This window comes from Pseudomonas sp. AK106, from assembly GCF_053903055.1.
On sequence record NZ_CP096426.1, the window covers coordinates 2,047,563 to 2,072,462 of the forward strand.

General features: G+C 62.5%; 20 protein-coding genes. 9 read left to right on the forward strand and 11 right to left on the reverse strand.

Going from position 1 to position 24,900, the window contains the following annotated elements; genetic code table 11:
• Window positions 1–111: 111 nt before the first annotated feature.
• Complete coding sequence (locus tag M1E04_RS09290; RefSeq protein ID WP_456292813.1) at window positions 112–1,020, reverse strand: DMT family transporter; 909 nt, start codon at window positions 1,018–1,020, stop codon at window positions 112–114.
• A 137-nt stretch (window positions 1,021–1,157) separates the two neighbouring features.
• On the opposite strand from M1E04_RS09290, the gene M1E04_RS09295 reads away from it, so the two are divergent.
• Both M1E04_RS09295 and M1E04_RS09300 read left to right on the forward strand, forming a co-directional pair.
• Window positions 1,158–2,492 carry an aminotransferase-like domain-containing protein gene (locus M1E04_RS09295; RefSeq protein WP_456293170.1) on the forward strand — a complete coding sequence of 445 codons (1,335 nt, stop codon included), beginning with the start codon at window positions 1,158–1,160 and terminating at the stop codon, window positions 2,490–2,492.
• A 175-nt stretch (window positions 2,493–2,667) separates the two neighbouring features.
• Window positions 2,668–3,357, forward strand: a complete 690-nt coding sequence (locus M1E04_RS09300) for an ATPase (RefSeq protein WP_296308444.1) — start codon at window positions 2,668–2,670, stop codon at window positions 3,355–3,357.
• A gap of 234 nt (window positions 3,358–3,591) precedes the next feature.
• Here M1E04_RS09300 and M1E04_RS09305 read toward each other — a convergent pair whose 3' ends face one another.
• Both M1E04_RS09305 and M1E04_RS09310 read right to left on the reverse strand, forming a co-directional pair.
• Window positions 3,592–6,015, reverse strand: a complete 2,424-nt coding sequence (locus M1E04_RS09305) for a glucose/quinate/shikimate family membrane-bound PQQ-dependent dehydrogenase (protein WP_456292814.1) — start codon at window positions 6,013–6,015, stop codon at window positions 3,592–3,594.
• 224 nt (window positions 6,016–6,239) lie between these two features.
• The gene (locus tag M1E04_RS09310; RefSeq protein WP_456292815.1) at window positions 6,240–6,665 is read right to left on the reverse strand and encodes an NUDIX hydrolase; all 426 of its coding nucleotides are present in this window, start codon (window positions 6,663–6,665) and stop codon (window positions 6,240–6,242) included.
• Window positions 6,666–6,910: 245 nt separating this feature from the next.
• Between M1E04_RS09310 and M1E04_RS09315 the strand changes: the two genes are divergently transcribed.
• Window positions 6,911–7,306, forward strand: coding sequence for an ester cyclase (locus tag M1E04_RS09315; RefSeq protein ID WP_456292816.1), 396 nt, complete (start codon window positions 6,911–6,913; stop codon window positions 7,304–7,306).
• 61 nt (window positions 7,307–7,367) lie between these two features.
• Here the strand turns inward: M1E04_RS09315 and M1E04_RS09320 are convergent, their stop codons facing one another.
• The 3 genes from M1E04_RS09320 to M1E04_RS09330 are packed head-to-tail and all read right to left on the reverse strand — an operon-like array spanning window position 7,368 to window position 11,252.
• Complete coding sequence (locus M1E04_RS09320) at window positions 7,368–8,585, reverse strand: c-type cytochrome (RefSeq protein WP_456292817.1); 1,218 nt, start codon at window positions 8,583–8,585, stop codon at window positions 7,368–7,370.
• Between the two features lie 10 nt (window positions 8,586–8,595).
• Window positions 8,596–10,788: a molybdopterin cofactor-binding domain-containing protein gene (locus tag M1E04_RS09325; protein WP_456292818.1), complete on the reverse strand. Its 2,193-nt coding sequence runs from the start codon at window positions 10,786–10,788 to the stop codon at window positions 8,596–8,598.
• 11 nt (window positions 10,789–10,799) lie between these two features.
• Window positions 10,800–11,252, reverse strand: coding sequence for a (2Fe-2S)-binding protein (locus M1E04_RS09330; protein ID WP_456292819.1), 453 nt, complete (start codon window positions 11,250–11,252; stop codon window positions 10,800–10,802).
• A 515-nt stretch (window positions 11,253–11,767) separates the two neighbouring features.
• On the opposite strand from M1E04_RS09330, the gene M1E04_RS09335 reads away from it, so the two are divergent.
• Entirely contained in the window at window positions 11,768–12,040 is a 273-nt protein-coding gene (locus M1E04_RS09335; RefSeq protein ID WP_065988622.1) for a DUF2790 domain-containing protein, read from the forward strand.
• A gap of 176 nt (window positions 12,041–12,216) precedes the next feature.
• Here the strand turns inward: M1E04_RS09335 and M1E04_RS09340 are convergent, their stop codons facing one another.
• Window positions 12,217–13,116, reverse strand: a complete 900-nt coding sequence (locus M1E04_RS09340) for a LysR family transcriptional regulator (protein ID WP_456292820.1) — start codon at window positions 13,114–13,116, stop codon at window positions 12,217–12,219.
• A 100-nt stretch (window positions 13,117–13,216) separates the two neighbouring features.
• Between M1E04_RS09340 and M1E04_RS09345 the strand changes: the two genes are divergently transcribed.
• Window positions 13,217–14,083 (forward strand): aldo/keto reductase family oxidoreductase, encoded by an 867-nt coding sequence (locus M1E04_RS09345; protein WP_456292821.1) that lies wholly within the window; start codon window positions 13,217–13,219, stop codon window positions 14,081–14,083.
• Between the two features lie 1,573 nt (window positions 14,084–15,656).
• Here the strand turns inward: M1E04_RS09345 and yghU are convergent.
• On the reverse strand, window positions 15,657–16,496 hold the full coding sequence (gene yghU, locus M1E04_RS09350; protein WP_296312413.1) for a glutathione-dependent disulfide-bond oxidoreductase: 840 nt from the start codon (window positions 16,494–16,496) through the stop codon (window positions 15,657–15,659).
• A gap of 69 nt (window positions 16,497–16,565) precedes the next feature.
• Entirely contained in the window at window positions 16,566–18,272 is a 1,707-nt protein-coding gene (locus M1E04_RS09355) for an amidase (RefSeq protein ID WP_456292822.1), read from the reverse strand.
• Window positions 18,273–18,823: 551 nt separating this feature from the next.
• Here M1E04_RS09355 and M1E04_RS09360 point away from each other — a divergent pair.
• On the forward strand, window positions 18,824–19,711 hold the full coding sequence (locus M1E04_RS09360) for a DMT family transporter (RefSeq protein WP_410930645.1): 888 nt from the start codon (window positions 18,824–18,826) through the stop codon (window positions 19,709–19,711).
• 18 nt (window positions 19,712–19,729) lie between these two features.
• On the opposite strand, the gene M1E04_RS09365 is transcribed toward M1E04_RS09360, so the two are convergent.
• On the reverse strand, window positions 19,730–20,164 hold the full coding sequence (locus tag M1E04_RS09365; RefSeq protein ID WP_456292823.1) for a GNAT family N-acetyltransferase: 435 nt from the start codon (window positions 20,162–20,164) through the stop codon (window positions 19,730–19,732).
• A gap of 1,014 nt (window positions 20,165–21,178) precedes the next feature.
• On the opposite strand from M1E04_RS09365, the gene M1E04_RS09370 reads away from it, so the two are divergent.
• From M1E04_RS09370 to M1E04_RS09380, 3 genes are all read left to right on the forward strand, one after another.
• Complete coding sequence (locus M1E04_RS09370; protein ID WP_456292824.1) at window positions 21,179–21,910, forward strand: GntR family transcriptional regulator; 732 nt, start codon at window positions 21,179–21,181, stop codon at window positions 21,908–21,910.
• Window positions 21,911–22,004: 94 nt separating this feature from the next.
• Window positions 22,005–23,294 carry an MFS transporter gene (locus tag M1E04_RS09375; RefSeq protein ID WP_456292825.1) on the forward strand — a complete coding sequence of 430 codons (1,290 nt, stop codon included), beginning with the start codon at window positions 22,005–22,007 and terminating at the stop codon, window positions 23,292–23,294.
• A 55-nt stretch (window positions 23,295–23,349) separates the two neighbouring features.
• Window positions 23,350–24,204 carry an amidohydrolase family protein gene (locus M1E04_RS09380; RefSeq protein WP_456292826.1) on the forward strand — a complete coding sequence of 285 codons (855 nt, stop codon included), beginning with the start codon at window positions 23,350–23,352 and terminating at the stop codon, window positions 24,202–24,204.
• Window positions 24,205–24,235: 31 nt separating this feature from the next.
• Here the strand turns inward: M1E04_RS09380 and M1E04_RS09385 are convergent, their stop codons facing one another.
• Complete coding sequence (locus M1E04_RS09385) at window positions 24,236–24,697, reverse strand: Hsp20 family protein (protein ID WP_065988612.1); 462 nt, start codon at window positions 24,695–24,697, stop codon at window positions 24,236–24,238.
• Window positions 24,698–24,900 lie beyond the last annotated feature (203 nt).

Consider the following 24,900-nt stretch of genomic DNA (forward strand, 5'->3'; position numbering starts at 1 on the left):
TTAGCAATGAACGGGAATGCCGGTGATGATCACCGGCATTTTTCGTTTTGGGGATGGTTAAAAAACGTTGGGTGAGGCCTGCACTGTTCAGCCGTCCTGAGAGACCTGCTGCTAGCGTGAAAACCGCCGCGCGCCGGCAACGCACGCGATAACCCCGACGGTCACTCCCAGCATGCCCACGCTGACCTGTTCATGCAGAAGGGTTGCGGCCAGCGTCAGACCAAAAAAGGGCTGCAGCAACTGCAGCTGTCCCACCGCCGCGATGCCACCCTGGGCGAGACCGCGATACCAGAACACGAAGCCGATCAGCATGCTGAACAGCGACACGTAGCCCAGACTCAGCCACGCCGGTGCGCTGATGGTGGCCAGGACTGGCGGCGCGCTGAACAGGGTCAGCATCAGCATCAGCATCAGCATCAGCGGCAACGCCAGCACCAGCGCCCAGCAGATGACCTGCCAGCCGCCGAGCGTCCGGGACAGCGTGGCACCTTCGGCGTAACCCAGGCCGCAGACGACAATCGCCAGCAGCATCAGCAGATCCCCCGCCGGCGACGCCGACAACCCTTGGGCACAGGCGAACCCCACTACCAGCGCACTGCCCAGCAACGAGAACACCCAGAACACCGGACGCGGACGCTCGCCGCCACGCAACACCGCGAACACAGCCGTCGCCAACGGCAACAGGCCGACAAACACGATGGAGTGCGCCGACGTGACGTATTGCAACGCCAGCGCGGTGAGCAGCGGGAAGCCGACCACCACGCCGCTGGCAACGATGAATAGCGGCATCAGTTGGTTGCGCTGCGGGCGCTTCTCTCGCAACACCAGCAGCAGACAGACCGCGACCAAGCCGGCAATCGACGCTCTGGCGACAGTCAGAAACAGCGGCGCGAACTCCAGCACGGCGATGCGCGTGGCCGGCAACGAACCGCTGAAAATGATCACGCCCATCAGGCCATTCAGCCATCCGGCAGTGGAGTGCTTTGTCGCCAGGGGCTGGACCATTGAAGAGATTTCCATGGGGTTCGGACTCCTGAGGTGCAGGCGTGAGGACGCCATTGCTGATTGAGGTTGAATTGCCAACGGGTCAATTGCCGTCAAGGCAGCGTAAGGGGCAGAATCAGTGCAATCAAAGAATTGTCATGGATACAGCGTCTATGCCCCGCGCCCGCTACAAAACCCTTGTGGACCGATTTGCTGCGCAGATTGCGGCCGGTGAACTGGCGCCCGGGACGCGCCTGCCGACCCATCGTCAGTTGGCGGCGGCTGAAGGCCTGGCGCTGGTCACGGCGTCGCGGGTCTACGCCGAGCTGGAAGCCATGGGACTGGTGAGCGGCGAAACCGGGCGCGGCACCTTTGTCCGGGAAATCGCCCTGCCGCTCAGCCATGGCGTCGATCAACAGACCAGCACGCCCGGCGTCCTCGACCTCAATTTCAACTACCCGACGCTGCCGGGCCAGGCGGATCTGCTGCGCAACGGCCTTCGCCAACTGGCGTTGTCGGGTGATCTGGAGGCGCTGCTGCGCTATCAGCCCCACGCTGGCCGAAGCCATGAGCGCGCGTGCATGGCGCGGCACCTTGCTGCCCGGGGATTAGCCGTCGAGGCCGACGAGGTGGTGATCGTCAGTGGCGCGCAGCATGGCCTGTCGGTCATTGCGATGGCGTTGCTCAAACCGGGCGATGTGGTGGCGGTGGATGCGTTGACCTATTCGGGGTTCAAAGTGGTGGCCGACGCCCTCCGGCTGGAATTGCTCGCGATCCCCCATACCGATCACGGCCCCGATCTGAACGCCTTGGAAACACTCTGCCAGCGAAGGCGGATCAAGGCCGTCTACACGATGCCGACCCTGCACAACCCCATGGGCTGGGTGATGGACCTGCCGTGGCGCGAACACTTGGTGCGCATCGCTCGGCACCATGGGGTGCTGTTGATCGAAGACGCAGCGTATGCGTTCCTGGCCGAGGACCCGCCCGCACCGTTGAAGGCCCTGGCACCGGAGCTGACCGTCTACGTCTCGGGTTTCTCGAAAAACATCGCGACCGGGCTGCGGGTGGGTTACGTGGTTGCGCCGCTGCCCTGGGTTTCGGCGATGGAGCGTGCGATCCGGGCGACGGTCTGGAATACCCCAGGGGTGATGACGTCGCTGGTCTGCGGCTGGATTGGAGACGGCACCGTCGCGCGTCTGGAGGCGGAAAAACGCCTGGATGCGCGGACCCGACAGACGCTCGCCCGGGCGCTGTTAATCGGGTTGAACGTCATCAGTCACCCGGCGTCCTATTTTTTGTGGGTACAACTGCCTGAGGACGCCAGGGCCGACCAGGTGGCCATGGAGTTGCTGGCGAACAAGGTGGCGGTTTCGACTGCCGAACCCTTCGCCACCTCCAGCGTCGTCCCCCACGGAATTCGCTTGGCGTTGGGTTCTGTGGATCTTGAGGCGTTGCGGGTTGCGTTGCAGGCAGTGCGTCGGGCAGTCGGCCGCTACGTGTATTGAACAGTGCGAAAGGTGAGGGCGGCAGCGGGCTTTGTTGAGGCATCGGTAACGGTGTTTCTCAAAGCGCCTACCATTCTTGAAATCGATAGTGAACATCACGGTAGGCGAGTTCTCTTTTTCCCGGAAGGGAGGAGGATGGCCCCATACCGAACTGGCTCTAAAAGGACACCACGCGATGAAAATCTCAACCCTGCTGACCCTCGTCGCCGTGCTGTCCAGCGGATTCGTCGCTACCGGTTCTGCTGTTGCGGCAGGCACTGTTTCGGCGGCGGATGCCGAGGCGTGCCATTTGCTGCCGGTGGTTGAAAGCCGTGTGGCATTGCAGTCTTCCCAACGCGTGGGTGTGCTCTACAGCGAAAACACCGTTGGCACCCTCGAATACCTTGAGCGTTATCACGCGGTGGCGCTGAAGGGCGTCAAGAATGGCGGTCTGGATTCGCGCATTCGCGAGGCGTTCGTCAACAGCTCCGATCCAAAGCTGGCGATGGACTGGCTGAAAGGTTCGTTGCAGAAGCAGTTTGCTTCAGTGACCGTGTACGACAACCTTGACGCGCTGATGCAGGCGCGGCCTGACGTGGTGGTGATGCTCGACACCTACAGCCGCTTGGTATCCCAGCGTAACTCTCAGGTCGAAGCGCGCTTCATTGCCACGTTCTATGATTCGAACCTGCAGTACATCGGCAAGGCTGAAGGCTTGGGCGCCCAGGAGCTGAGCTCGGTGTGGGTCCACGGCAAGGCCGCCCCGGAAATCGCCGCGCAGATCAACCAGCAGCGCGACCTGCAGGTCAATGCCCTGAAGCAGTTTGATGTGTCCCTCAAAGCGCTGGTGACCACCGGGAAGACGGCGGAAGTGGCGAGTAATTGATCGCTGCCTACCAGCCTAACGCGGTTTGATAGTGGGACCGGCTTTAGCCGGGAAGAGGCCGGTTTGATCACCCTCAATTTCGCAATGTGCAGTCCGACGCTTTCCCGGCTAAAGCCGGTCCTACAGACTGCACGCGGTCCCACTGGGTGAATCCGGCCTGAGCCTTTCCCCTGACGCAACAAAAAACCGCTGCGCCCCTCCTGAAGGCGTCAGCGGTTTTTTTTGTGAGGGCGGTTACTTGCTGTCAGGCAGTGCGTAGGCAATCACGTAATCACCGCGATCCTTCGACTGACGGGCGCCGCCGGCGGTGATGACGATGTACTGCTTGCCGGTCTTAGGCGACTCATACGTCATCGGGCCGCCCTGGCTGCCCACGGGCAAGCGGGCTTTCCAGGCTTCTTCGCCGTTGGCGCTGTTGAACGCGCGCAGGTAGTAGTCCTGGGTGCCGGCGATGAACACCAGACCGCCCTGGGTCGACAGCGTGCCCCCCAGCGTCGGCATGCCGATCGGCAAAGGCAGGTGCATTTTGATGCCCATCGGGCCGGTGTCCTGAACGGTGCCGACCGGCACTTGCCAGGCGATCTTTTGAGTCTTCATGTCGATGGCGGTCAACGTGCCGAACGGCGGCGCCTGGCACGGGATGCCCGCCACCGACAGGAAGCGGTTCTTGTTAACGGCGTACGGCGTGCCCTTCAGCGGGACGGCGCCCATGCCGGTATTCAACGCCTCACCGCCCGACGCCGCGATGGCGTCCTTCAGCTGCGGCACCATCTGAATCCACAGGCCCAGGCGCATGTCATTGACGAAGATGAAGCCGTGAACCGGATCGGTCGACAGGCTGCCCCAGTTCATCCCGCCCAGTGATCCCGGGAAACTCAGCGAAATGTCAGTGCCCGGCGCGGTGAACAGGCCGTCGTAGCGCATCTTCTTGAACGAGATCCGGCACAGCAACTGGTCGAACGGTGTGGCGCCCCACATGTCCGATTCGGTCAGCGTCTGCGCACCGATCTGCGGCATGCCCACGGATTTTGGCTGGGTCGGCGAATACGGTTCGTTGGGGATATTCGACGCCTTGACCGGGACTTCCTTGACCTCGGTCAGCGGCTGGCCGGTGTGGCGATCGAGGACGAAAATCTGCCCGGCCTTGGTGCCAATGACCAGCGCCGGCACCTTGCTGCCGTCAGGCTTGGCGAAGTCGATCAGGCTCGGCTGCATCGGCAGGTCGAAATCCCACAGGTCGTTATGGACCGTCTGATACACCCACTTCTGCACGCCGGTGGTGGCGTCCAGTGCCAGCACCGAGGCGCCATAGGTGTGGTCAAGCTCGGTGCGTTTCACGCCATAAATGTCGGTGGACGAACTGCCCATCGGCAGGAACAGCGTGTTCATGGCCGGGTCGTAGGACATCGGTGCCCAGCTGTTCGGCGTGCTGCGCACATAGGTTTTGTCGGCGGCAGGCGCCTGTTTGTCTTCGGGATTGCCCGGATCGAACGCCCAGCGCATCTGCCCGGTGACCACGTCAAAGCCGCGGATCACGCCGCCCGGCATATCGGCCTGCACGTTGTCGGCCACGCGACCGCCAACCACCACCGTGGTCCCGGCCATCAGCGGCGCCGATGACAGTTGATAGTAGGAATCGGGCACGTTGCCCAGACCGGCTTTGAGGTCGACCTGGCCATTGTTGCCGAAGCCCTGGCAGAACTCGCCGGTGTCGGCGTCCACGGCAATCAGGCGCGCGTCGATGGTGTTGGTGAGCAGACGACGCTGGCAGTTGGCGCCAGCCGGCACAGCGACCGCCGCCGCAGGCGTGCTGCCATCGGTGGGTGGCGCAATGGCGGCGCTGGCATCGAAATAAGCCAGCCCGCGGCAGCGTTGCCACACGGCGGACTTGGCGTTGATGTCGTTCTTCCACAGCTGCTTGCCGGTGTCGGCGTCCAGCGCGATGACGTTGTTGTGCGGCGTGCAGATAAACACCTTGTCGCCGACCTGCAACGGGGTCATCTGGTCTTCGGCACCATTGCCGTCGCTGATGGCGACGTCGCCGGTGTGGTAGGTCCAGGCTGGCACCAGCTTGCTGACGTTGTCGCGGTTGATCTGGTCCAGCGCGGCGAAGCGGCTGCCGCCTTCATCGTTGCCGTAGTGCGCCCAGTCTTTTTGCGCGTGGGCAGGATCGACTTTGGTCAGCCCCGGGCCAGTCCCCGTAGGCGACACTGACGCATGGGGCTGAAACATGCCCCAGGATCCGGCGACGATCGTCAGCGCCAGCACGCCGCCAACGACATAACCACCGCGACCGGCTGCGTGGCCATTGGCCTTGCGCAGGGAAGGGTAGATCAGCGCGACCAGCAGGCTCAACACGCCGAGGGCAAACAGCCGGGAAACCAGCGGCCAGAACACCAACCCGGCGTCCACCAGCGCCCAGATCAGCGTCAGCAGCATCACCGCTGCAAACAGCCACGCGCCTGACAGGCGACGTCGGAACAGCAGGACGGCCGAGACAATCAGGCCCAGGCCGGCCATCAGGAAATACGCACTGCCGCCCAGCGTGACGAGGTAGCCGCCGCCCGCTGCGAAGAGTAATCCGAAAACCAGCACGCCCAGCGCAACGACCCGAATGGGCCAGCGGCTGGCGGCTGCCGAAGAAGGTGAGTGATTCATGAGGCATTCCTGCTGACGCGAAGAAGGGCCGGGGACGACCGATCAAGTGATTTGAGGGCAAGGGTTCACAGCGTGATGGCTGCCAGGCGTATCGCTTACGGCATATCCGTCGTGTAATTAACCGGTTAGTTAATTGCGGCGACGATAGCAAAAAAACGCATTGCCTGCGTCAATTTGTCTCTGTCAGAGGGGCTCGCGCGGAGCGCCTTCAGGCGCTGAACCTGTCAGCGCTGCTGATCCATGAACGCTCGCAGACGCTGTTGCAGGCGGTCCACAGCGTTGTCCATCGAGAGAAACGCGTCGACCGCCATCACTTGCCAGCGCTGGCCTTCATCGCCGAACACCACCTGATCGAATAAACCCTCGGCCACTTCAGCGACGAAGAACCAGGTGTCGAGCCCGTCGACGCCCTGACCCGGGTAGACCTGCTTGTGAGTGAAGGTAGCGGGGTCGAGGACGATGCCGAATTCCTCCATCGTCTCCCGTACGGCGCATTCTTCCGGCGTCTCCTGGCCCTCACGCCCGCCGCCGGGCAGGTCCCACAGGTTCGGCCAGGGGATCTCGGGTTTGTCATCGCGTTGATAGGTGAGCAGCGTGCCATTGCACAGCATCGCGACTTTTGCGCCGGAGAAAGAAGGATGTACGGACATGATTGCGCCTTGATGAAGTCAGTGCGGATAACACTAGCAGTGTCGGCCTGAAACATGCAGCCAACGGCAACCACACACTGCAGTCATCGAGTGAAACCGGCTTCAGCCGGGAAAGCGTCAGTCGTCGCACTGCAAAATTGACGGTGTTCACGCTGGCCTCTTCCCGGCTGAAGCCGGTCCTGCTAAGCATCGCGTGCATCCATGGGTACTAACATTCATGCGAACCACCCACACCGGGAGAAACGATGAACAACCAGACACTGAAGGACGCTTACACCGGCTATATCGACTGCCTCAATCGCCAGGATTGGGCTGCCTTGGGCGATTTCGTCGGCGAGGACGTGCAGTACAACGGCGAGCGCGTAGGCCTGGCCGGCTACCGGCAGATGCTGGAACGGGATTTTCGCGCCATCCCTGACCTGCGTTTTGTCATCGATCTGCTGATCGCAGAGCCACCGCACATCGCCGCAAGGCTGACGTTCGATTGCACGCCGGTGGGCGAGCTGTTCGATGTGCCGGTGAACGGGAGGAGGGTGCAGTTTACGGAGAACGTGTTCTACACGTTTGCGGCGGGGCGTATCGTCAACGTCGAGTCGGTGATCGACAAGGCGGCGGTGGCGGCGCAGGTGCTGAAGAGCTGAACCGCCGAATGGCCCGGCAGCACGGCTGACTCACAGGAGAGCCAGCCGCGCTGCCGCTCCATCAATGCAACGCGCTGGCGCGATTTTTAGCGACGTCTTCGGCTTTGATCTCGCCGTCGCTCTGACCGAACCGACGCAGCACGAAGGTGCTCACGGCGGCCAGTTCAGCGTCGCTGTAACTGCGGGCGAAATCAGGCATGCGCTGATCGACCCGTGCCGCCGTTGGCGTGTGACCTTCCAGCAACGTCGCCATCACGTTCCGGCCTTTGGGGTCGTTGGCGGTTTTCAAGCCCGCCAACCCGCCTGCCGGGGACTGCCGGCCACTGCCGTCGATCTGGTGGCAGGCCACGCAGGTGTCGTTGAACAGCTTCTGACCAAGACCCTTTTGCAGTGCGGCATCGTTCATCACCATGCTTGGGCGGGGGATGCCTTCGCTTCGTGCCGGCGTGCTCTTGAGGTACACCGCGATTGCTTTCAGGTCCGCCGGATCGAGGTAGCGCAGGCTGTGCTCGACGGCGTCACCCATTGGGCCGCCCGCGCCGCCGAAACCGGCCGCGTAGCCCTTCGACAGATAGCTGACGATGGCGTCTTCCGGCCAGGCGCCGATGCCGTATTTGGCGTCGGAGCTGATGTTGTAGGCCATCCAGTTGCCCAGTTCAGCACCTGCCAAAGAATTGCCGGAGCTCATCGCCTGGAAGAGGTTGCGTGGGGTGTGGCACTCGCCGCAGTGGCCTGGGCCCTGCACCAGGTACGCGCCGCGATTCCATTCAGGCGATTGCTTGCTGTCCGGGACGAAGCGTTCGTTGCCGGCGAACATCGCGTTCCAGAACATCATTCCCCAGCGCTGATTGAACGGGAACGAAATCTTGTTCTCTGGCGGCATCTGCTTCACAGGCTCAAGGCTGAACAGGTAGCCCTTGATCGCCAGGATGTCTTCCCGGGACATCAGCGTGTACGAGGTATAAGGGAAGGCCGGGTAGTAATGCTTGCCGTCCTTGCCCACGCCTTTCTGCAGGGCGTCGACGAACTCGTCGTCGGTCCAGTTGCCGATACCGGTCTCTTTGTCCGGGGTGATGTTGGGCGAATACAGGCTGCCAAACGGCAACTTGAATTCCAGCCCGCCGGCGTACGGCTTGCCGCCCGGCACGACGTGGCAGGCCACGCAATCAGCGGCGCGGGTCAGGTATTCGCCCTTGCTCATCGCCGGGGTGTCGCTCGCGTAAACGGTGCTGGCCAGCAAACCGGCCACAAGTCCGAGCGCAGTGTTGAAAACGTTCATGACGCGCTCCTTAAACAGTGAAATAGCCAGAACGGCTCAACGGCAAACGACGCTCACGCACACCGGTCGCGGCGTACACGGCGTTAACCAGCGCGGCCGCAGCGGGCACTGCGCCGGTTTCACCGACACCGCCAGGGGTCTCGACGCTCTCGACGATGTGCACCTCCACCGGCGGCGCGTCGCTCATGCGGATCTGCCGGTACTCGTGGAAGTTGGTCTGCTGCACTTGACCCTTCTCGACAAGGATTTCGTTGAACAGCGCGGCCGACAGACCGAACAGCGTGCCGCCTTCCATCTGCGACGCCACGGAGGTCGGGTTGGTGGCAAAGCCGCAGTCGATGACCGTCACCAGCCGTTTGATGCGCAGGCCTTTTTCACCTTCCTTCTCCAGCTCGACGATGGTGGCGACGAAGCTGCCGAACACCGCCGTCACCGCCACGCCACGGCCCGAACCGGCAGGCAGTGGCTTGTCCCACTCCACCAGTTGCGCGGCCTTGGTCAGCACCGCTTGAGCGCGGGGTTGCGACTGCATCAGCGCCAGGCGGTATTTCACCGGATCGACCTTGGCGTTATGGGCCAACTCGTCGATGAAGCACTCGATGGCGTAGGTGCTGCGCAACGGTCCGACGCCACGCCACCACGAAACCGGAATCACCTCGGGGTCGTGACGGATGTAGCGCACCTGCAGGTTGGGCAGGGTGTAGATCGGGTCCTTCGCCACTTCGACGGCATCGCCATCGACGCCGTCAGCCGGCAATGCGCCGATGTAGGCGGCGACCACCGAAGCACCGGCGATGCGATGCTCCCAGCCCACCGGGCGCAGGTCTTTGTCCAGCGCCGCATTGAGGCGATCGACGTAGTGCGGACGATAACGGTCGTGGGTCATGTCCTCTTCGCGGCTCCAGATCAGCTTGATCGGGTAGCTCAGCTGGCGCGCGATGTCCACGGCCTGGAAGATGAAGTCAGACTCCAGACGACGGCCGAAACCACCGCCGATCAACTGGTTGTGGATCACCACCTTTTCCACCGGCATGCCGCAGACTTTGGCGGCGCCTGCCTGGGCCATCCCCGGCGCCTGGCAGCCGACCCACAACTCGCACGCGTCGGCGCGCACATGGGCGACGCAGGTCATCGGCTCCAGCGGCGAGTGGGACAGGAAGGGTTGCTCGTAGATCGCTTCGAAGCGGCTGGAAGCGTTTTTCAGCGCGCCGGCGATGTCACCGGACTGATGCGCGAACACGCCGTCGCCGGCGCTCGCGTCGAACAGCGATTTGTCCAGCTGGGCGGAATCCAGACCGGCGTGGGGGCCGAGGTCCCAGTCGATGTCCAGCGCTTTGAGCGCTTGCTGGCAGGACCAGAAATTGCTCGCCGTTACCGCCACCGCGTTGTCCAGGCGTACGATATCGCGCACGCCGGGAACCTTGCGCGCAGCGTCTTCATTCTTCACGCCGCGCAGTTTGCCGCCGTGAACCGGGCAGGTGAGGGTGGAGGCAATCAGCATCCCCGGCACTTGCAGGTCGATGGTGAATTTCGCCGTGCCGTTGACCTTGTTCGGCGTATCCAGTCGCTGGACCGGTTTGCCCAGCAGTTTGAATTCGCTGACGGCTTTGAGCGGGATGTCGGTTGGCAGCGGTAACTTCGCCGCGGCATCCACCAGCTCGCCGTAACCGGCACTTTGACCGTTCGGGCCGATGACCCAGCCGTTCTCGGCATGGCACTGGCTCGGCGCGACTTTCCAGCGCATCGCCGCGGCCTGGATCAGCACGATGCGCGCGCTGGCGCCGGCCTTGCGCAGGGGCTCCCAACTGTAGCGGGTGGAGGTCGAACCGCCGGTGGCCTGGAAGCTCAACAGCGCGTCGGTGTACAGCGCTGCATTGGGCGGGGCCTCGGTGATGGTGATCTGGCTCAACGGCACTTCGAGCTCTTCGGCGACCATCATGGCGATGCCGGTCTGCACGCCCTGGCCCATTTCGATCTTCGGCGAAATCAGCGTGACGGCGCCGCTGTGATCAATGCGCACGAAAGCGCCATAGCCTTGCTCGGCGTTGTCGCCCAGGCCCGCGCCCTTGACCAGGTCGGCGGCGAAGCTGCGGGTGACGGTCGCCGGCAGGTAAGTGCCAATGACCAGCCCGCCCAGCAGCGCGCTGCCTTTGAGCAATCCACGACGCGAGAGCATCGCGGCAGATGATTGTGATTCGGACATGATGACTTCCTTCAGGCCTGGCTGACGCTTTTGATGGCGGCGCGAATGCGGGTGTAGGTGGCGCAGCGGCAAAGGTTGCCCGACATGGCGTTGACGATCTGCTCGTCGTTGGCTTTGGGGTGTTCCTGCAACAGCGCGACGGCCGACATGATCTGCCCCGGCTGGCAGTAGCCGCATTGCACGACTTCATGGTCCAGCCAGGCTTTCTGTACCGCCTGACCCACAGCCTGCTCGCCGACGGCTTCGATGGTCGTGACCTTGCGGCCCGCCACGGCGCTGACCGGCAGCACGCACGAGCGCATGGCCTGGCCGTCCAGGTGCACGGTGCACACGCCGCACTGGGCGATGCCGCAGCCGTACTTGGTGCCGGTCAGGCCCATCACGTCGCGCAGGACCCACAACAATGGCATGTCGTCGGCGACATCCAGGTCGTGCTCCTGGCCGTTAATCATCAACTTCTGCATTGCAACCTCAGAAGGTCATCACGGTTGACGCATTGCGTCACGAGCAGGGTCGTGAGGCGGCATCAAGGCTTCGGTTTGTTTTAAAAATAGCGCCGTGCCAGTGGCCAGCGCTTTATAGAGGTCTGCCCGGACATCTTGGTGTCAGACGAGTCAGGGGGATGAATGGTAGTACGTTCATCATTGGAAATGTTTGAATGCGCGGAAAAATATTTCCCAGGCGCCGTTAAATGACCCGCGACAACATGACGCGCTCCGGGAAAGTGCAGCGCCAGGATCTGCCGCACTCTAAAGGGTGTTGGCGAAGCGGACATCAGTGGCGCATAAAGTTGTGGGTAACGGAATATGCAAAGGACTATTACGGGAATTGAACTAATAACTATGCGCATCGATGGCGGTGATGGGCTTTATCAATTTTAAGTATTTATCATCGGCGCGGATCACGAACAGAATGGCCCCAGAAGCAAACGACAAGCGCTTTGCTTAATTACGACTGAATGCACTTCTGGAGAATGACCATGAAAGTATTAACCTTCGCCGCCCTGTCCCTTGTCAGTGTGTTCGCCGCTGCCGGCGAACGCCCGGCCACCCACCAGCAGCCCTCGACCCAGGTTGAACAATACAACCGTCACAAAGGCATCGACGTCGCTAAAGTGATCAGCATCAAAAACGCTCAGGACCCACAGAAAGTTGATGGCCCCGTGCAATCCACCATGGTGTATGTTGACCACGCCGGCGTGACCCACAGCCTTGACTACACCATCATGGGCTACGGTCGTCAAAATGGTTAATCGCCAGTGCCCTGGCGGCTTCAATTACAAACGCTATAAAAGAAACGCTGCATTGAATGCAGCGTTTTTTTTTTGCGTGATTATTGAGCTGGAACGTTCCGTTGTATCGTTCGCCAGGAACGTGTTCCAGCCGCTTATTTATTTAAAGGCTCATTACGCGTTGGCGCCGATGAGGGTTACCCACGTCGCTGGATGAAGTCCAGAAATGCTCTCAGTGGTGATGGCACATAGCGCCGGCCGGGGTAATACAGAAACGGCCCGCTGAAACGCGGCCACCAGGGTTCGAGTACCGGTTCCAGTGCGCCGCTGTCGAGATGGGGGCGCAACCAGTCTTCGAACAACGAAACGATGCCCAGGCCGTCGATGGCGGTTTGCACGGAGAGGTCCACTGCGCCGCCAATTCGCACGGTGAGTGGGCCGGTCGGGTCGACACGAACTTCTTCCCCGTCACGCTCGTATTCCCACAGTGGAATAGAACCGCTGGGGAATTTGCCGCGCAGGCAACTGTGGTTCAACAGATCACGCGGATGCTCGGGCCGGCCCCGGGCGTCGAGGTACGCCGGCGAGGCCGCCGTCGCGAAACGCTGAACGCGCGGGCCGATGGGCACGGCGATCATGTCCTGTTCCAGGCGGTCGTCGTAGCGGATGCCCGCGTCGCAGCCGGCGGCGAGCATGTCGACGAAGCTTTCCTCGGTGATCACTTCCATGCGGATGTCCGGGTGCGCTTGCAGAAACGGGGTGATGATCTCCGGGAGTATCAGGCGGGCGGCGCTGACCGGCACGTTAAGCCGCAGGGTGCCGGAAGGGCGGTCGCGGAAATCGTTGACCACGTCCAGCGCCGATTCGACTTCCCCGAGCGCCGGGACAATCCGTTCCATCAGACGCGCGCCGGCTTCCGTGGGCACGACGCTGCGCGTGGTGCGGTTGAGCAAGCGCACGCCCAGCCTCGATTCCATGCGTCGAACCGCGTCGCTGAGGCTGGATGCCGACTTGCCACTCAGCCGTGCGCCTTCCCGAAAACCGCCCGCGTTGACCACGGTCACGAAGGCCAGCAAATCCTGAATGTCTGTTGCCATTGTCCGCTCACTCGTACAACCCGTGCCGATTGCACCTGATTATCAGCGCATCGGTCAACGCCTATAGTCGTCCTACATTCTTGATCACGAGGCGTTACCCATGAGCCAGGCCAGCAAGGCAGGACAGTTTTCATTCGGCGGTCGCACCGTCAACCGCATGGGCTACGGTGCCATGCAACTGGCCGGGCCGGGCGTTTACGGACCGCCGAAAGACCACGCGGCTGCAATCGACGTGTTACGTGAAGCGCTGGCGGCCGGGGTCAACCATATCGACACTGCCGACTTCTATGGCCCTCACGTCACTAACCGCCTGATCCGCGAAGCCCTGCATCCTTATAGCGACGAGTTGCTGATCGTCACCAAGGTCGGCGCGTCGCGAGGCACCAACGCCTCATGGAACGCTGCCAACAGCCCGTCGGAGTTGGTAAGCGCGGTGCACGACAATCTGCGCAATCTCGGCGTGGATGCGTTGCACGTGGTGAACTTCAGGGCGTGGGGCACCGGGCATTCCCCGGACGAGCAGTCGATTGCAGAGCAGTTCGGTGCGTTGGCCGAGTTGCAGCGTCAGGGGCTGATTCAGCACCTGGGCCTGAGCAACGTCAGCGCGAAACAGGTCACTGAAGCGCAGAGCATTGCCGAGGTGGTCTGCGTGCAAAACCACTACAACCTGGCCCACCGGGATGACGAGCAGTTGATCGCCGAACTCGGCAAGCAGGGCATCGCCTACGTGCCGTTCTTCCCGCTGGGCGGGTTCACACCCTTGCAGTCGCAGACGCTGTCGGACGTCGCCACACGCCTCGACACCTCGCCGATGTGCGTGGCCCTGGCGTGGCTGCTGCAGCGTGCGCCCAACCTGCTGCTGATTCCGGGCACCTCGTCGGTGGCGCATCTTCACGAAAATCTAAGCGCCACCGAGCTGGTCATTCCGCCAGACATGCTCGCCGAACTCGACGGCCAGGGCGCCTGATTCATTATTGTCAGTAGGACCGGCTTTGGCCGGGAAGAGGCCGGTGTGAACACCCTCAATTTTGCGGTGTGAACACCCTCAATTTTGCGCTGTGACGACCGACGCCTTCCCGGCTGAAGCCGGTCCTACATCAAGCATCCGCGGTGCATCTGGATGGATGCGGTGTCCTCGTGGGACCGGCTTTAGCCGGGAAGAGGCCGGTGTGAACACCCTCAATTTTGAGGGGTGACGACCGACGCCTTCCCGGCTGAAGCCGGTCCTACATCCAGCATACGCGGTGTATCTGGATGAATGCGGTGTCCTCGTGGGACTGGCTTTGGCCGGGAAGAGGCCGGTGTGAACACCCTCGATTTTGCGGTGTGAACACCCTCAATTTTGCGGCGTGACGACTGACGCCTTCCCGGCTGAAGCCGGTCCTACATCCAGCATACGCGGTGTATCTGGATGAATGCGGTGTCCTCGTGGGACTGGCTTTGGCCGGGAAGAGGCCGGTGTGAACACCCTCAATTTTGCAGCGTGACGACCGACGCCTTCCCGGCTGAAGCCGGTCCTACATCCAGCATACGCGGTGTATCTGGATGAATGCGGTGGCCTCGTGGGACCGGCTTTAGCTGGGAAGAGGCCGGTGTGAACACCCTCAATTTTGCAGCGTGACGACCGACGCCTTCCCGGCTGAAGCCGGTCCTACATCCAGCATACGCGGTGCATCTGGATGGATGCGATGTCCTCGTGGGACTGGCTTTAGCCGGGAAGAGGCCGGTGTGAACACCCTCAATTTTGCAGCGTGACGACCAACGCCTTCCCGGCTGAAGCCGGTCCTACCCAGAGCACGCGGTGCATCTGGATGGATGCGGTGTCCTCGTGGGACTGGCTTTAGCCGGGAAGAGGCCGGTGTGAACGCCCTCAGATTTGCAGCGTGACGACCGACGCCTTCCCGGCTGAAGCCGGTCCTACATCCAGCATACGCGGTGCATCTGGATGAATGCGGTGTCCTCGTGGGACCGGCTTTAGCCGGGAAGAGGCCGGTGTGAACACCCTCGATTTTGCGGTGTGAACGCCCTCAGATTTGCAGCGTGACGACCAACGCCTTCCCGGCTGAAGCCGGTCCTACATCGAGCATACGCGGTGCCTCTGGCTGGATGCGGTGTCCTCGTGGGACCGGCTTTAGCCGGGAAGAGGCCGGTGTGAACGCCCTCAGATTTGCAGCGTGACGACCGACACTTTCCCGGCTGAAGCCGGTCCTACATCCAGCCTACGCGGTGCATCTGGATGGATGCGGTGTCCTCGTGGGACCGGCTTTAGCCGGGAAGAGGCCGGTGTGAATGCCCTCAGATTTGCAGCGTGACGACCGACGACTTCCCGGCTGAAGCCGGTCCTACATCCAGCATACGCGGTGCATCTGGATGAATGCGGTGTCTTCGTAGGACTGGCTTTAGCCGGGAAGAGGCCGGTGTGAACGCCCTCAATTTTGCAGCGTGACGACCGACGCTTTCCCGGCTGAAGCCGGTCCTGCAAAGAGCACGCGGTGCTCGCAGGGGACCGGTTCAACAGCCACTCACCGCCTGGATCTTCGTCAATCCAGGTCCGACGCATCATGCCGTTCCGGCACTTGGGTGGCTTCATCGCCCCAGGTCCGGTTGACCCGCATTCCGCGAATGACCGCTGGCCGTTGTGCAATGGTTTCGGCCCAGCGCTGCACGTGGGTGTATTCGTGAGCAGCAAGGAATTCGGCGGCGCCGTACACGGTGTTGCGCACCACTTGTCCGTACCACGACCACACGGCGATGTCGGCGATGGTGTAGCTATCACCGGCCAGGTAAACGCTTTCGCTGAGGCGGCGATCAAGCACGTCCAACTGACGCTTGGCCTCCATGGTGAAGCGGTCGATCGCGTATTCGAACTTCTCCGGCGCGTACACATAGAAATGCCCGAAGCCGCCACCCAGATACGGCGCAGCGCCCATTTGCCAGAACAGCCAGTTCAGGGTTTCGGTGCGGCCGGCCAGGTCCTTGGGCAGCAACTCGCCAAATTTCTCCGCCAGATACAGCAGGATCGAACCGGACTCGAACACGCGGAGGCCCGGCTCGACGCTGCGATCCAGCAGCGCAGGGATTTTCGAATTGGGGTTGATGTCGACGAAGCCGCTGCCGAACTGATCCCCTTCATTGATTCGGATCAGCCAGGCGTCGTATTCGGCGCCGCTGTGGCCAAGGGCGAGCAGCTCTTCCAGCAGGATCGTCACCTTGACGCCGTTGGGCGTGGCCAGTGAATACAGCTGCAGCGGGTGTTTGCCGACCGGCAGGACCTTTTCATGGGTCGGCCCTGCAGTCGGGCGGTTGATGCTGGCGAACTGGCCGCCGGAGGGCGCTTCGTGCTTCCACACGGTAGGCGGGACGTAGGGTGCCTTGCTCATTGAATACATCTCCTGAGGGTCAGTTTTGGCGTGACGGATCGAGGCGGAAAGCCCCGACCCACACGGTGATTAACGGGCGGAAGACAGCGGCGGCGTGCGCGGTGGAATCTGGCGCTTGCTGCCGATGGATTCGAAGGCCGAAGCGATGCGCAGCAGGGCTGAATCGTCGTAAGCCCGGCCGGCAAAGGTCAGGCCCACGGGCATGCCAATGTCGGCCATCACGCCCATCGGCACGGTGACGGTGGGCACGCCGAGGTGGCGGATCGCGAGGTTGCCGTTAGCGACCCAGACGCCGTTGCTCCAAGCGATGTCGGCGGAGGCCGGGTTGACGTCGGCATCGGCCGGCGCCACGTCGGCCACGGTCGGAAACAGCACCGCATCCAGCCCAAGCTTCTGCATCCAGTCTTCGAGGTCAATGCGCCGGGTGTGTTCCAGTCCGCGCAAGCCATCGGCCAGTGTGTCGATCTGCTCCCACGGCGTGATGCCGCGCTCGGCCATCTTCACGTACTCGTCCATGCCCGCGGCAAGATCGCCCTCGCGGTTGGGCAGGGTGCCAGGGTCATGGGGGAAGATCAGCGGGCCGTTGACGTCGGCCAGGCGGTTCAGCTTCGGGTCGCCGTTGGCTTGCAGGAAATCATCGAAGGCCCAGGCAGTGAGGTCCCACAGTTCGTGGTGCAGAAATGCCTTCGAGACGATGCCGCGGTTGTACACCGTCGGCGCGCCGGGACGATCGCCTTCGCAATTGGAGACCAGCGGGAAGTCCACCTCGATCACTTCAGCGCCCTGGGCTGCGAGTGCCTGGCGCGCCTGTTCCCAGAGGTCGATCACCGACGCGCGGGTGATGATGCGCTGGCCGGTGGGGCCGCCGATGCCTGGTGCTTCGGACGTCCCGGCTTCGGGGTCGGCATTGATGTACATGCGCGGCACGCCGAAGCGTTTTCCGGCCAGGGTTTGCGGGCTGGCGGCGAGCTCGGCGTAGGACGCCGGGCGCACGGTGTCGACCGAGGGAATCGGCACCCACGGCTGCAAGCGCCACAGGTCGCCGCGGGTGTCCGGGTCTTCGGCGACCACCACGTCCAGTACTTCAAGCAGGTCGGCCATGGTTCGGGCGAAGGGCACGACCACGTCCATGGTCGGCGTCAGGGGCCAGTTGCCGCGTACCGAAATCACCCCGCGAGACGGCGTGTAGGCGCACAAACCGTTGTTCGACGCAGGGCCACGGCCGCTCGACCAGGTTTCTTCGGCGAGCCCGAACGCCGCGAAACTCGCCGCCGTTGCAGTGCCGGCGCCGTTGGACGATCCGGATGCAAACGGTGCCGTCAGGAAGCCCGCGTTGTAGGGGCTTTCGGCGCGGCCATACACGCCACGCTGCATGCCGCCATTGGCCATCGGCGGCATGTTGGTCTTGCCCAGACAAATCGCGCCAGCGCCACGCAGTCGCTCGATGGTGAAGGCGTCGCGGTGGGCGACCAGTTCGGCAAACGCCGGGCTGCCCGACGCGGCCGTGAGGCGTTTGACCAGATAACTGTCTTTGGCGGTGTAGGGAATACCGTCGAGAGGCCCGAGGGTTTCGCCTCGCGCGCGACGGTCGTCGGACGCCTGGGCCTCGTCGAGGGCCTGGGAATTGCGCACGACCACGGCGTTGAGCGCGGTGTCGGCGCCGTCGTAGGCGTCGATTCTGGCGAGGTAGGCCTGGACCAGCTCGACGGCGGTGGTCTGGCCGGCTTCAAGGGCCGCGCGCAGTTGCGCGATGGAGACTTCGGTGACTTCGATCATGGCTGTAACGGCCATGAGCCGGGGAGTGGAGGGCAAGGTGTCAGAATAAACGTTGGCATATCGCTTCCCGTTGCGCGGCAGGGCCGGGCTGGTTTGAAACCGACTGAGGCGTGGCTGTGCAACGCAGGCTCAAGTCGGCAGGCGTATTCGTGAGACGCACATTATGCCTACGCCATGTGTTTGTCGCGAGGCTTGCGCTGGGGCGCTTCACCCGGGCCTTGCAGGAAGTTCGGCGGTCGCCGGACACGCGCTATGGCGAAAGGCTTACACGTCATCGGGCAATGTCTCCCTGTACACCGAACCGCGACAAGCGCAATCTAAACACATCAACGGAGGCGCTGGATGTGCTTCTCAGGTCATGGATGATCCACCATTTGCCGGGACGGCTGCTGACAGGATGTTGGAATGGTGTTGATAGAAAAGAACCCGCTCAGGCGGGTTTTTTATTGCCCTGGATAAAGTGGGCGGCGCTCTCAAGGCAAATTGCGCGGGGCGCCTGGGCCGACTTCTGTGGTTAACTCCTGCGCATCATTTTCGTGGCAGGCCTTGCAATGACTCCCCATCACGGCGCGCACCGGCAAGTCATCGGCATGTGGTTGATGGCGGGCGTGGCGCTGACGTTCGCCAGTCATGACGCGATTTCCAAGACGCTGATCTATTCCCTGCCGGTGATCTTCGTCGCGTGGGCCCGCTACCTCGTTCACTCGACCCTGGTGACCACCGTGCTGCTGCGCAACGGCGGCGCTAAAGTCTTCCACACCCGACGGCCCTGGCTGCACCTGCTGCGGGCGGTGGTGTTGCTCGCCGACAGCCTGTCTTTCCTGTTCGGCCTGACCCACGTCCCCATTGCCGAGTCTACGGCGCTGGTGTTCCTCGCACCGGCATTCGTTACGATCCTGTCGCCACTGATCTTCGGCATCAAGGCGGATCGCTGGCAGTGGGGTTCGGTGGTGCTTGGCTTCATTGGCGTGCTGGTGATCATCAACCCGGCCAGCGATGCCTTCTCCCTGTGGATGCTGTTCCCCCTGGCCACCGCGCTGTTCTTCGCGCTCTATCAACTGCTCACGCAACTGGCGGGGGAGACGGACAGCCCGTCGGTGTGCAGCTTTTACGTCGGCGTTTTTTGCACCCTGATCCTCAGCGCAATTGTGCCGTTCTACTGGGCCGATCCCGATTGGCTGCAGCTGGGCTTGTTGCTCGTGCTCGGCGGTCTGGGTTTGTGCGCGCATTTTCTGATGGCCAAGTCCTATCGCTATGCGTCCTCGTCGGTGCTTGCACCGCTGGGTTACCTGCAAATCATCTTCGCAGTGGCTTACGGGATTCTGCTGTTCGGCAACTACCCGGGCACCGCCTCGATGTTTGGCATCGGGCTGGTCTTCCTCAGCGGCCTGATGGTTTACGCCAGACGCCAACCCGTGGCGCCTGCGAGCCAGCTCTGATCAGGTATCAAGAGGGCGTCAGGCGTTTTCATTGCCGGGACGGGTGAAGGAAAAGCGGTGGATATCGACCCGCAGCTGCCAGCCCTGATTCGCCCAATAGGTTGCCGCCGCCGGGTTGGTCTTGAGCACGTCGATGTGGCATTTGTGAATGCCTTCCGCCTCCAGGCTGACCAGGCAGCGCTCGACCAGTGCCTGCGCGATCCCCTGCCGCCGATACTCAGGCAGCACCAGCAAATGCTGCAAATACCCGCGCCGACCGTCATGGCCCGACATGACACAGCCGCAGATGCGCGAATCTTCCTCTGCGACGAAGCTCAATCCGGGGTTGCGCAGCAGATAGCGCTCGGTGGACTCGCGGGAGTCGGCGTCACGCAAGGAGATACCCGGCGTGTCACGCATGAGTTGGGTGATGGCGTCGTAATCGTCCAGGGTCATGGGGCGGATGATGGGCATGGCTGGCGCCTGAAGTGGAGAGAGGGCAGGGAGCGTAGCAGCGCGATTGGTGGGGTGTCATGTCAGCCGCAGGGTGACGCGGAGCGTCACAGGATGCATTCCCACGCGGAGCACGGGAACGATCGGACATCTTGTGACGCTCATCCCGGCCTCTTCCCGGCTGAAGCCGGTCCCACTAACAGCAGCGGGTGCATTCAGTGAAAGCGGTGGAGACCCCCGACCGTAGGACCGGCTTTAGCCGGGAAGCTTTTGATCTGCTCTTGATCTTGATCTTCCTACACAGCCAGCCCAGACACCGTCAATCGCGACTTGGGTGCAGGCCGAACGCAGACGACGGGGAGTGGGCCGAGCCGCATGGATGCCGCGAGCGCGCCGCCAGGACATGGATGTCCGTTCGGCGCGGGCCCACGGAGCGTCGTCGGAGTGAGGGAACCCGACGAAGTCGGGCCAAACCGAAAGCAGGCACTTTTGGTTACTTTTAGGGCTTTTTAAAAGTAACTCGCCGAAGGCGAAACGATCTGCCGTTAGGCAGATGCTCTTGATCTTGACGTGAGTGCGGACTCATCTGATCTGTATTTATAAGCCGTACCTGAATCTGTACTGAAACAGCGTCAGCCCTCAAAATCACTCCAACCCCGGCCGACCGATCGAGCCCGACCGGACGCTATCACCCGGCTCGAATCCATTGTACCCCCTGCTCACATTGGAGACCCCATGGCCAAGCTCGCCATCTTCCTGTTCGGCTTTCTCGCCCTGACCCTCATGATCGGTGCCCTGGCAACCATCTCGCCCACCTGATTGAGCCACTGGATCTGCCCACACCCGATCCTCCCCGCTGCACCCCACCCTAACGGCAGACCGACCTCTGCCGTTTTTGCGTACCCAGCAAAAACGCACTACGCCGCCATTCATCCGCCAACCCCCATTCCCTCCCTTGACGGCCATTTGCAACGCGACAATACTCAGCGCAGATTCATATAGATGACTAAATAACTACAACAGCGAAGCGCCTCCATGAACCGACTCTCCAGCGATGTCCGCTTGCCGCTTTACCAACGCCTGCGCGACCAGCTCGCCGAACAGATCGCCAACAACCGCTGGCGTCCGGGCGAGGCCATCCCCACCGAAGCTGCGCTGTCCAGCGAGTACTGCCTGTCCACCGGGACCGTGCGCAAAGCCATCGACATGCTGGTCAACGAAAACATCCTCGAGCGCCAACAGGGCCGGGGCACCTTCATTCGCCGGCCACAGTTCCAGTCCTCGCTGTTCCGGTTCTTCCGCTTTCAAAGCGTTTCCGGCGAACGCCAGATGCCCGAAAGCCGCATCCTCTCCATCGAAGCCGTCACCGCGCCCTCGGCCGTTTCCCAGGCCCTCGGTCTGCCGCTGGATGCGCCGGTGATTCGCCTGATCCGCCTGCGGCTGCTCGACGCTCAGCCCGTGCTCGCCGAAGAAATCTGGCTGCCCCAGGTGCAATTTCAGACCCTGCTGGAAATCGACCTCAGCCGCCAGGGCCCGCTGCTCTATCCGATCTACGAAGAGCAATGCGGCCAGGTGGTGGCCTACGCCGAAGAAACCCTGACCGCCGAAGCCATCAACGAGACCCACGCCCGTTTGCTGCAGGTGCCGGTCAACAGCCCGGTGGTGGTGATCGAGCGTCTGGCGCGCAACTACGCCGGCGAGCCGCTGGAATGGCGCCGTTCACGCGGCCATGCCAGCCACTTCCGCTACCGCGTCGACATCCGCTGAGCCGCGCCGTCGATAAGCGAAATCTGCACTCAAGCCCGTCACTCAGAACGGGCCCGACAACATCTGCCGCATCACCCTCATAAGGACAAAAACCATGTTCAACTGGTATCGCCACGTCACCCGTCGGGAGCGCAAAACGTTCTGGGCCTGCTTCGGCGGGTGGTCGCTGGACGCCCTGGAAGTCCAGATGTTCGGCCTGGCGATCCCGGCGCTGATCGCCGCCTTCGCGTTGACCAAGGGTGACGCCGGCCTGATCAGTGGCGTGACGCTGATCACCTCGGCCCTCGGCGGCTGGGTCGGTGGCACGCTGTCCGACCGCTACGGCCGGGTGCGCACGCTGCAGTGGATGATCCTCTGGTTCTCGTTCTTCACCTTTCTGTCGGCGTTCGTGACCGGCTTCAGCTCGCTGCTGATCGTCAAGGCGTTGCAGGGCTTCGGCATCGGTGGCGAGTGGGCCGCAGGCGCCGTATTGATGGCCGAGACCATCGATCCGAAATACCGCGGCAAGGTCATGGGCACCGTGCAGAGCGCCTGGGCGGTGGGCTGGGGCCTGGCCGTCGGCGTGTTTACCCTGATCTATTCTTTTGTGCCTCAGGACATGGCCTGGCGGGTGATGTTTCTGGTCGGCCTGCTGCCGTCGCTGCTGATCATCTGGGTGCGGCGAAACGTCGAGGAGCCGGACAGCTTCCAGCGCCTGCAAAAAGACAACGCCATCCCCCAGAGCTTTTTCACGTCACTGGCCGGCATCTTCCGCCCGGAACTGATCCGCGTGACGCTGCTGGGCGGATTGCTCGGCCTCGGCGCCCACGGCGGATACCACGCGGTGATGACCTGGCTGCCGACGTTCCTGAAAACCGAACGCAACCTCTCGGTGCTCAACTCCGGCGGCTACCTGGCGGTGATCATCGTGGCGTTCTGGTGCGGCTGCATCGCCAGCGGCTTTCTCATCGACCGCATCGGCCGTCGTCTGAACATCGTGCTGTTCGCCCTGTGCTGCGTGATCACCGTGCAGTGCTACGTATTCCTCCCGCTGACCAACACGCAGATGCTGTTCCTGGGTTTCCCGCTGGGCTTCTTTGCCGCCGGCATCCCGGCCAGCCTCGGCGCGCTGTTCAACGAGCTTTATCCGGCTGACGTGCGCGGGGCAGGAGTGGGCTTCTGCTACAACTTCGGCCGCGTGCTGTCATCGGTCTTCCCGTTTCTGGTGGGCCACATGAGCGAATCGATGTCGCTGGGTTCGGCCATCGGCATCGACGCCGGGATCGCCTATGGCGTCGCCGTGATTGCCGCGTTGTGCCTGCCGGAAACCCGCGGTCGCAGCCTGGAAGCCAGCCCCATGGCCGGCGCCGCCGCAGAGACACGCAGCGAAACCGCCCGCGCCTGAGTTTTCCTTCCGCGCGCCGCCTGTTGCGTCGCGCACCTTTTGACAGATGAGATCCATGTCCGACCTTTTTTCCGCGCTTCCTCCGTCCATCCTTGGTATCGACGGTCACGCACACATATTCAGCAGGAAGCTGGACCTGGCATCGGCACGACGCTATTCACCCGACTACGACGCCACGCTGGCGATGTACCGACATCAACTTGATCAGCACGGCCTCAGCCATGGCGTGCTGGTGCAACCGAGTTTTCTCGGCACCGATAACCGCTACTTGCTCGACGCCCTTCAGCAGGCGCCGGGTCAACTGCGCGGTGTGGTGGTGGTCGAGCGTGACATCAGCCGCGCCGCGTTGGACGAGATGGATAGGCTGGGCGTCGTCGGCGTGCGTCTGAACCTGATGGGCAAGGCGCTGCCGGACTTTTCCGAGCCGCAGTGGCAGGTGTTTTTCGGGCACATCGCAGCCTTCGGCTGGCACGTTGAAGTGCACCGCCACGTCGCCGATATGCCGGCGCTGCTGGCCGGGCTGATGCCCTTCGGGATGAAGATCGTGATCGACCACTTCGGCCGGCCTGATGCCCGACTGGGCCTCGAACAGCCCGGCTTTCGCCAGATGCTGGAGATGGGCCGCAGCGGTCAACTGTGGATGAAGGTGTCGGGCATTTACCGGCTGGAAGGCAGCGCCCGGGAAAACCTCGATTTCGCCCGTGCCGCGCTGCCGTTATTGATCGATGCGTTCGGCAGGCAGCGGCTGGTCTGGGGCAGTGACTGGCCGCACACTCAGCATGAACACGCGGTGAGCTATGGCTCGGTGGTCGAGCAGTTGCAGGCCCTGGGCTGCACCGCCCAATTGATGCGCTCGCTGCTGATCGAGGCACCCCGGGTGCTGTTTGATTTCGCGCTGATCCAAGCCTGATCCAGATAAATCAGGCGGTATATCAACGTGATCAAGGCCGGCTGATGTGCGGCCGGTCGGGATCATCCCCCGGGCTGTGGATACTGATCCGTCTCGCCTTGGCCCCTTGGGGTTCGACGCGCAGAAGGAAGACGATCAGCAAACCATTCTTGAACGTCGCACCCTGTACCTCGATGTGATCGGCCAGATGGAAGACCAGCCGGAACGGGCCGTGGGCGATGCCTTGATGCAGGTAGGTCACGCCGCCGTCGGTGTGCGCCTCACCCCCGCAAACCGTGAGGACGTTTCTTTCCAGGGTCAGGTCAAGGTCGGCAGCGGCGAGCCCGGCCGTGGCGATCACGATTCGGTAATGATCGGTGCCGTATCGTTCGACGTTGTGAGGGGGGCCGCTGGCGTTGATTTCGCTGTGCAGGGCAGATTCGAAAAAATCATTGAAGCGATCAAAGCCCACTGATTGCCGGAACAGCGGGGCCAGTGAAGCGGTGGTGGCCATGCCAAAATCTCCTGGATGTTGCCACGGTGATCAAAACGCCGGTCGACGCCGGCTCTGCACCTGATGCTGCAATCTGCACGTGATGCTCCACGTACAGTTAGGCCCAAGCGCCGGAAAATACAAGCATCCGGGTTAAATACTCCGCTAACAGAATCACTCTATGGTCGCCAAAACATTTGCCTATTAGACGATTGGCCCGAGTC

What these genes read in the sequence shown, in the direction of transcription:
- M1E04_RS09300 (WP_296308444.1), top strand. Translation starts at nt 2,668, where the DNA reads ATGAAAATCTCAACCCTGCTGACCCTCGTCGCCGTGCTGTCCAGCGGA.
- M1E04_RS09360 (WP_410930645.1), top strand. Translation starts at nt 18,824, where the DNA reads ATGACTCCCCATCACGGCGCGCACCGGCAAGTCATCGGCATGTGGTTG.
- M1E04_RS09305 (WP_456292814.1), bottom strand. Translation starts at nt 6,015, where the DNA reads ATGAATCACTCACCTTCTTCGGCAGCCGCCAGCCGCTGGCCCATTCGG.
- M1E04_RS09375 (WP_456292825.1), top strand. Translation starts at nt 22,005, where the DNA reads ATGTTCAACTGGTATCGCCACGTCACCCGTCGGGAGCGCAAAACGTTC.
- M1E04_RS09340 (WP_456292820.1), bottom strand. Translation starts at nt 13,116, where the DNA reads ATGGCAACAGACATTCAGGATTTGCTGGCCTTCGTGACCGTGGTCAAC.
- M1E04_RS09320 (WP_456292817.1), bottom strand. Translation starts at nt 8,585, where the DNA reads ATGAACGTTTTCAACACTGCGCTCGGACTTGTGGCCGGTTTGCTGGCC.
- M1E04_RS09355 (WP_456292822.1), bottom strand. Translation starts at nt 18,272, where the DNA reads ATGATCGAAGTCACCGAAGTCTCCATCGCGCAACTGCGCGCGGCCCTT.
- M1E04_RS09315 (WP_456292816.1), top strand. Translation starts at nt 6,911, where the DNA reads ATGAACAACCAGACACTGAAGGACGCTTACACCGGCTATATCGACTGC.
- M1E04_RS09290 (WP_456292813.1), bottom strand. Translation starts at nt 1,020, where the DNA reads ATGGAAATCTCTTCAATGGTCCAGCCCCTGGCGACAAAGCACTCCACT.
- M1E04_RS09345 (WP_456292821.1), top strand. Translation starts at nt 13,217, where the DNA reads ATGAGCCAGGCCAGCAAGGCAGGACAGTTTTCATTCGGCGGTCGCACC.
- M1E04_RS09310 (WP_456292815.1), bottom strand. Translation starts at nt 6,665, where the DNA reads ATGTCCGTACATCCTTCTTTCTCCGGCGCAAAAGTCGCGATGCTGTGC.
- M1E04_RS09370 (WP_456292824.1), top strand. Translation starts at nt 21,179, where the DNA reads ATGAACCGACTCTCCAGCGATGTCCGCTTGCCGCTTTACCAACGCCTG.
- M1E04_RS09295 (WP_456293170.1), top strand. Translation starts at nt 1,158, where the DNA reads ATGCCCCGCGCCCGCTACAAAACCCTTGTGGACCGATTTGCTGCGCAG.
- yghU (WP_296312413.1), bottom strand. Translation starts at nt 16,496, where the DNA reads ATGAGCAAGGCACCCTACGTCCCGCCTACCGTGTGGAAGCACGAAGCG.
- M1E04_RS09335 (WP_065988622.1), top strand. Translation starts at nt 11,768, where the DNA reads ATGAAAGTATTAACCTTCGCCGCCCTGTCCCTTGTCAGTGTGTTCGCC.
- M1E04_RS09385 (WP_065988612.1), bottom strand. Translation starts at nt 24,697, where the DNA reads ATGGCCACCACCGCTTCACTGGCCCCGCTGTTCCGGCAATCAGTGGGC.
- M1E04_RS09325 (WP_456292818.1), bottom strand. Translation starts at nt 10,788, where the DNA reads ATGTCCGAATCACAATCATCTGCCGCGATGCTCTCGCGTCGTGGATTG.
- M1E04_RS09330 (WP_456292819.1), bottom strand. Translation starts at nt 11,252, where the DNA reads ATGCAGAAGTTGATGATTAACGGCCAGGAGCACGACCTGGATGTCGCC.
- M1E04_RS09365 (WP_456292823.1), bottom strand. Translation starts at nt 20,164, where the DNA reads ATGCCCATCATCCGCCCCATGACCCTGGACGATTACGACGCCATCACC.
- M1E04_RS09380 (WP_456292826.1), top strand. Translation starts at nt 23,350, where the DNA reads ATGTCCGACCTTTTTTCCGCGCTTCCTCCGTCCATCCTTGGTATCGAC.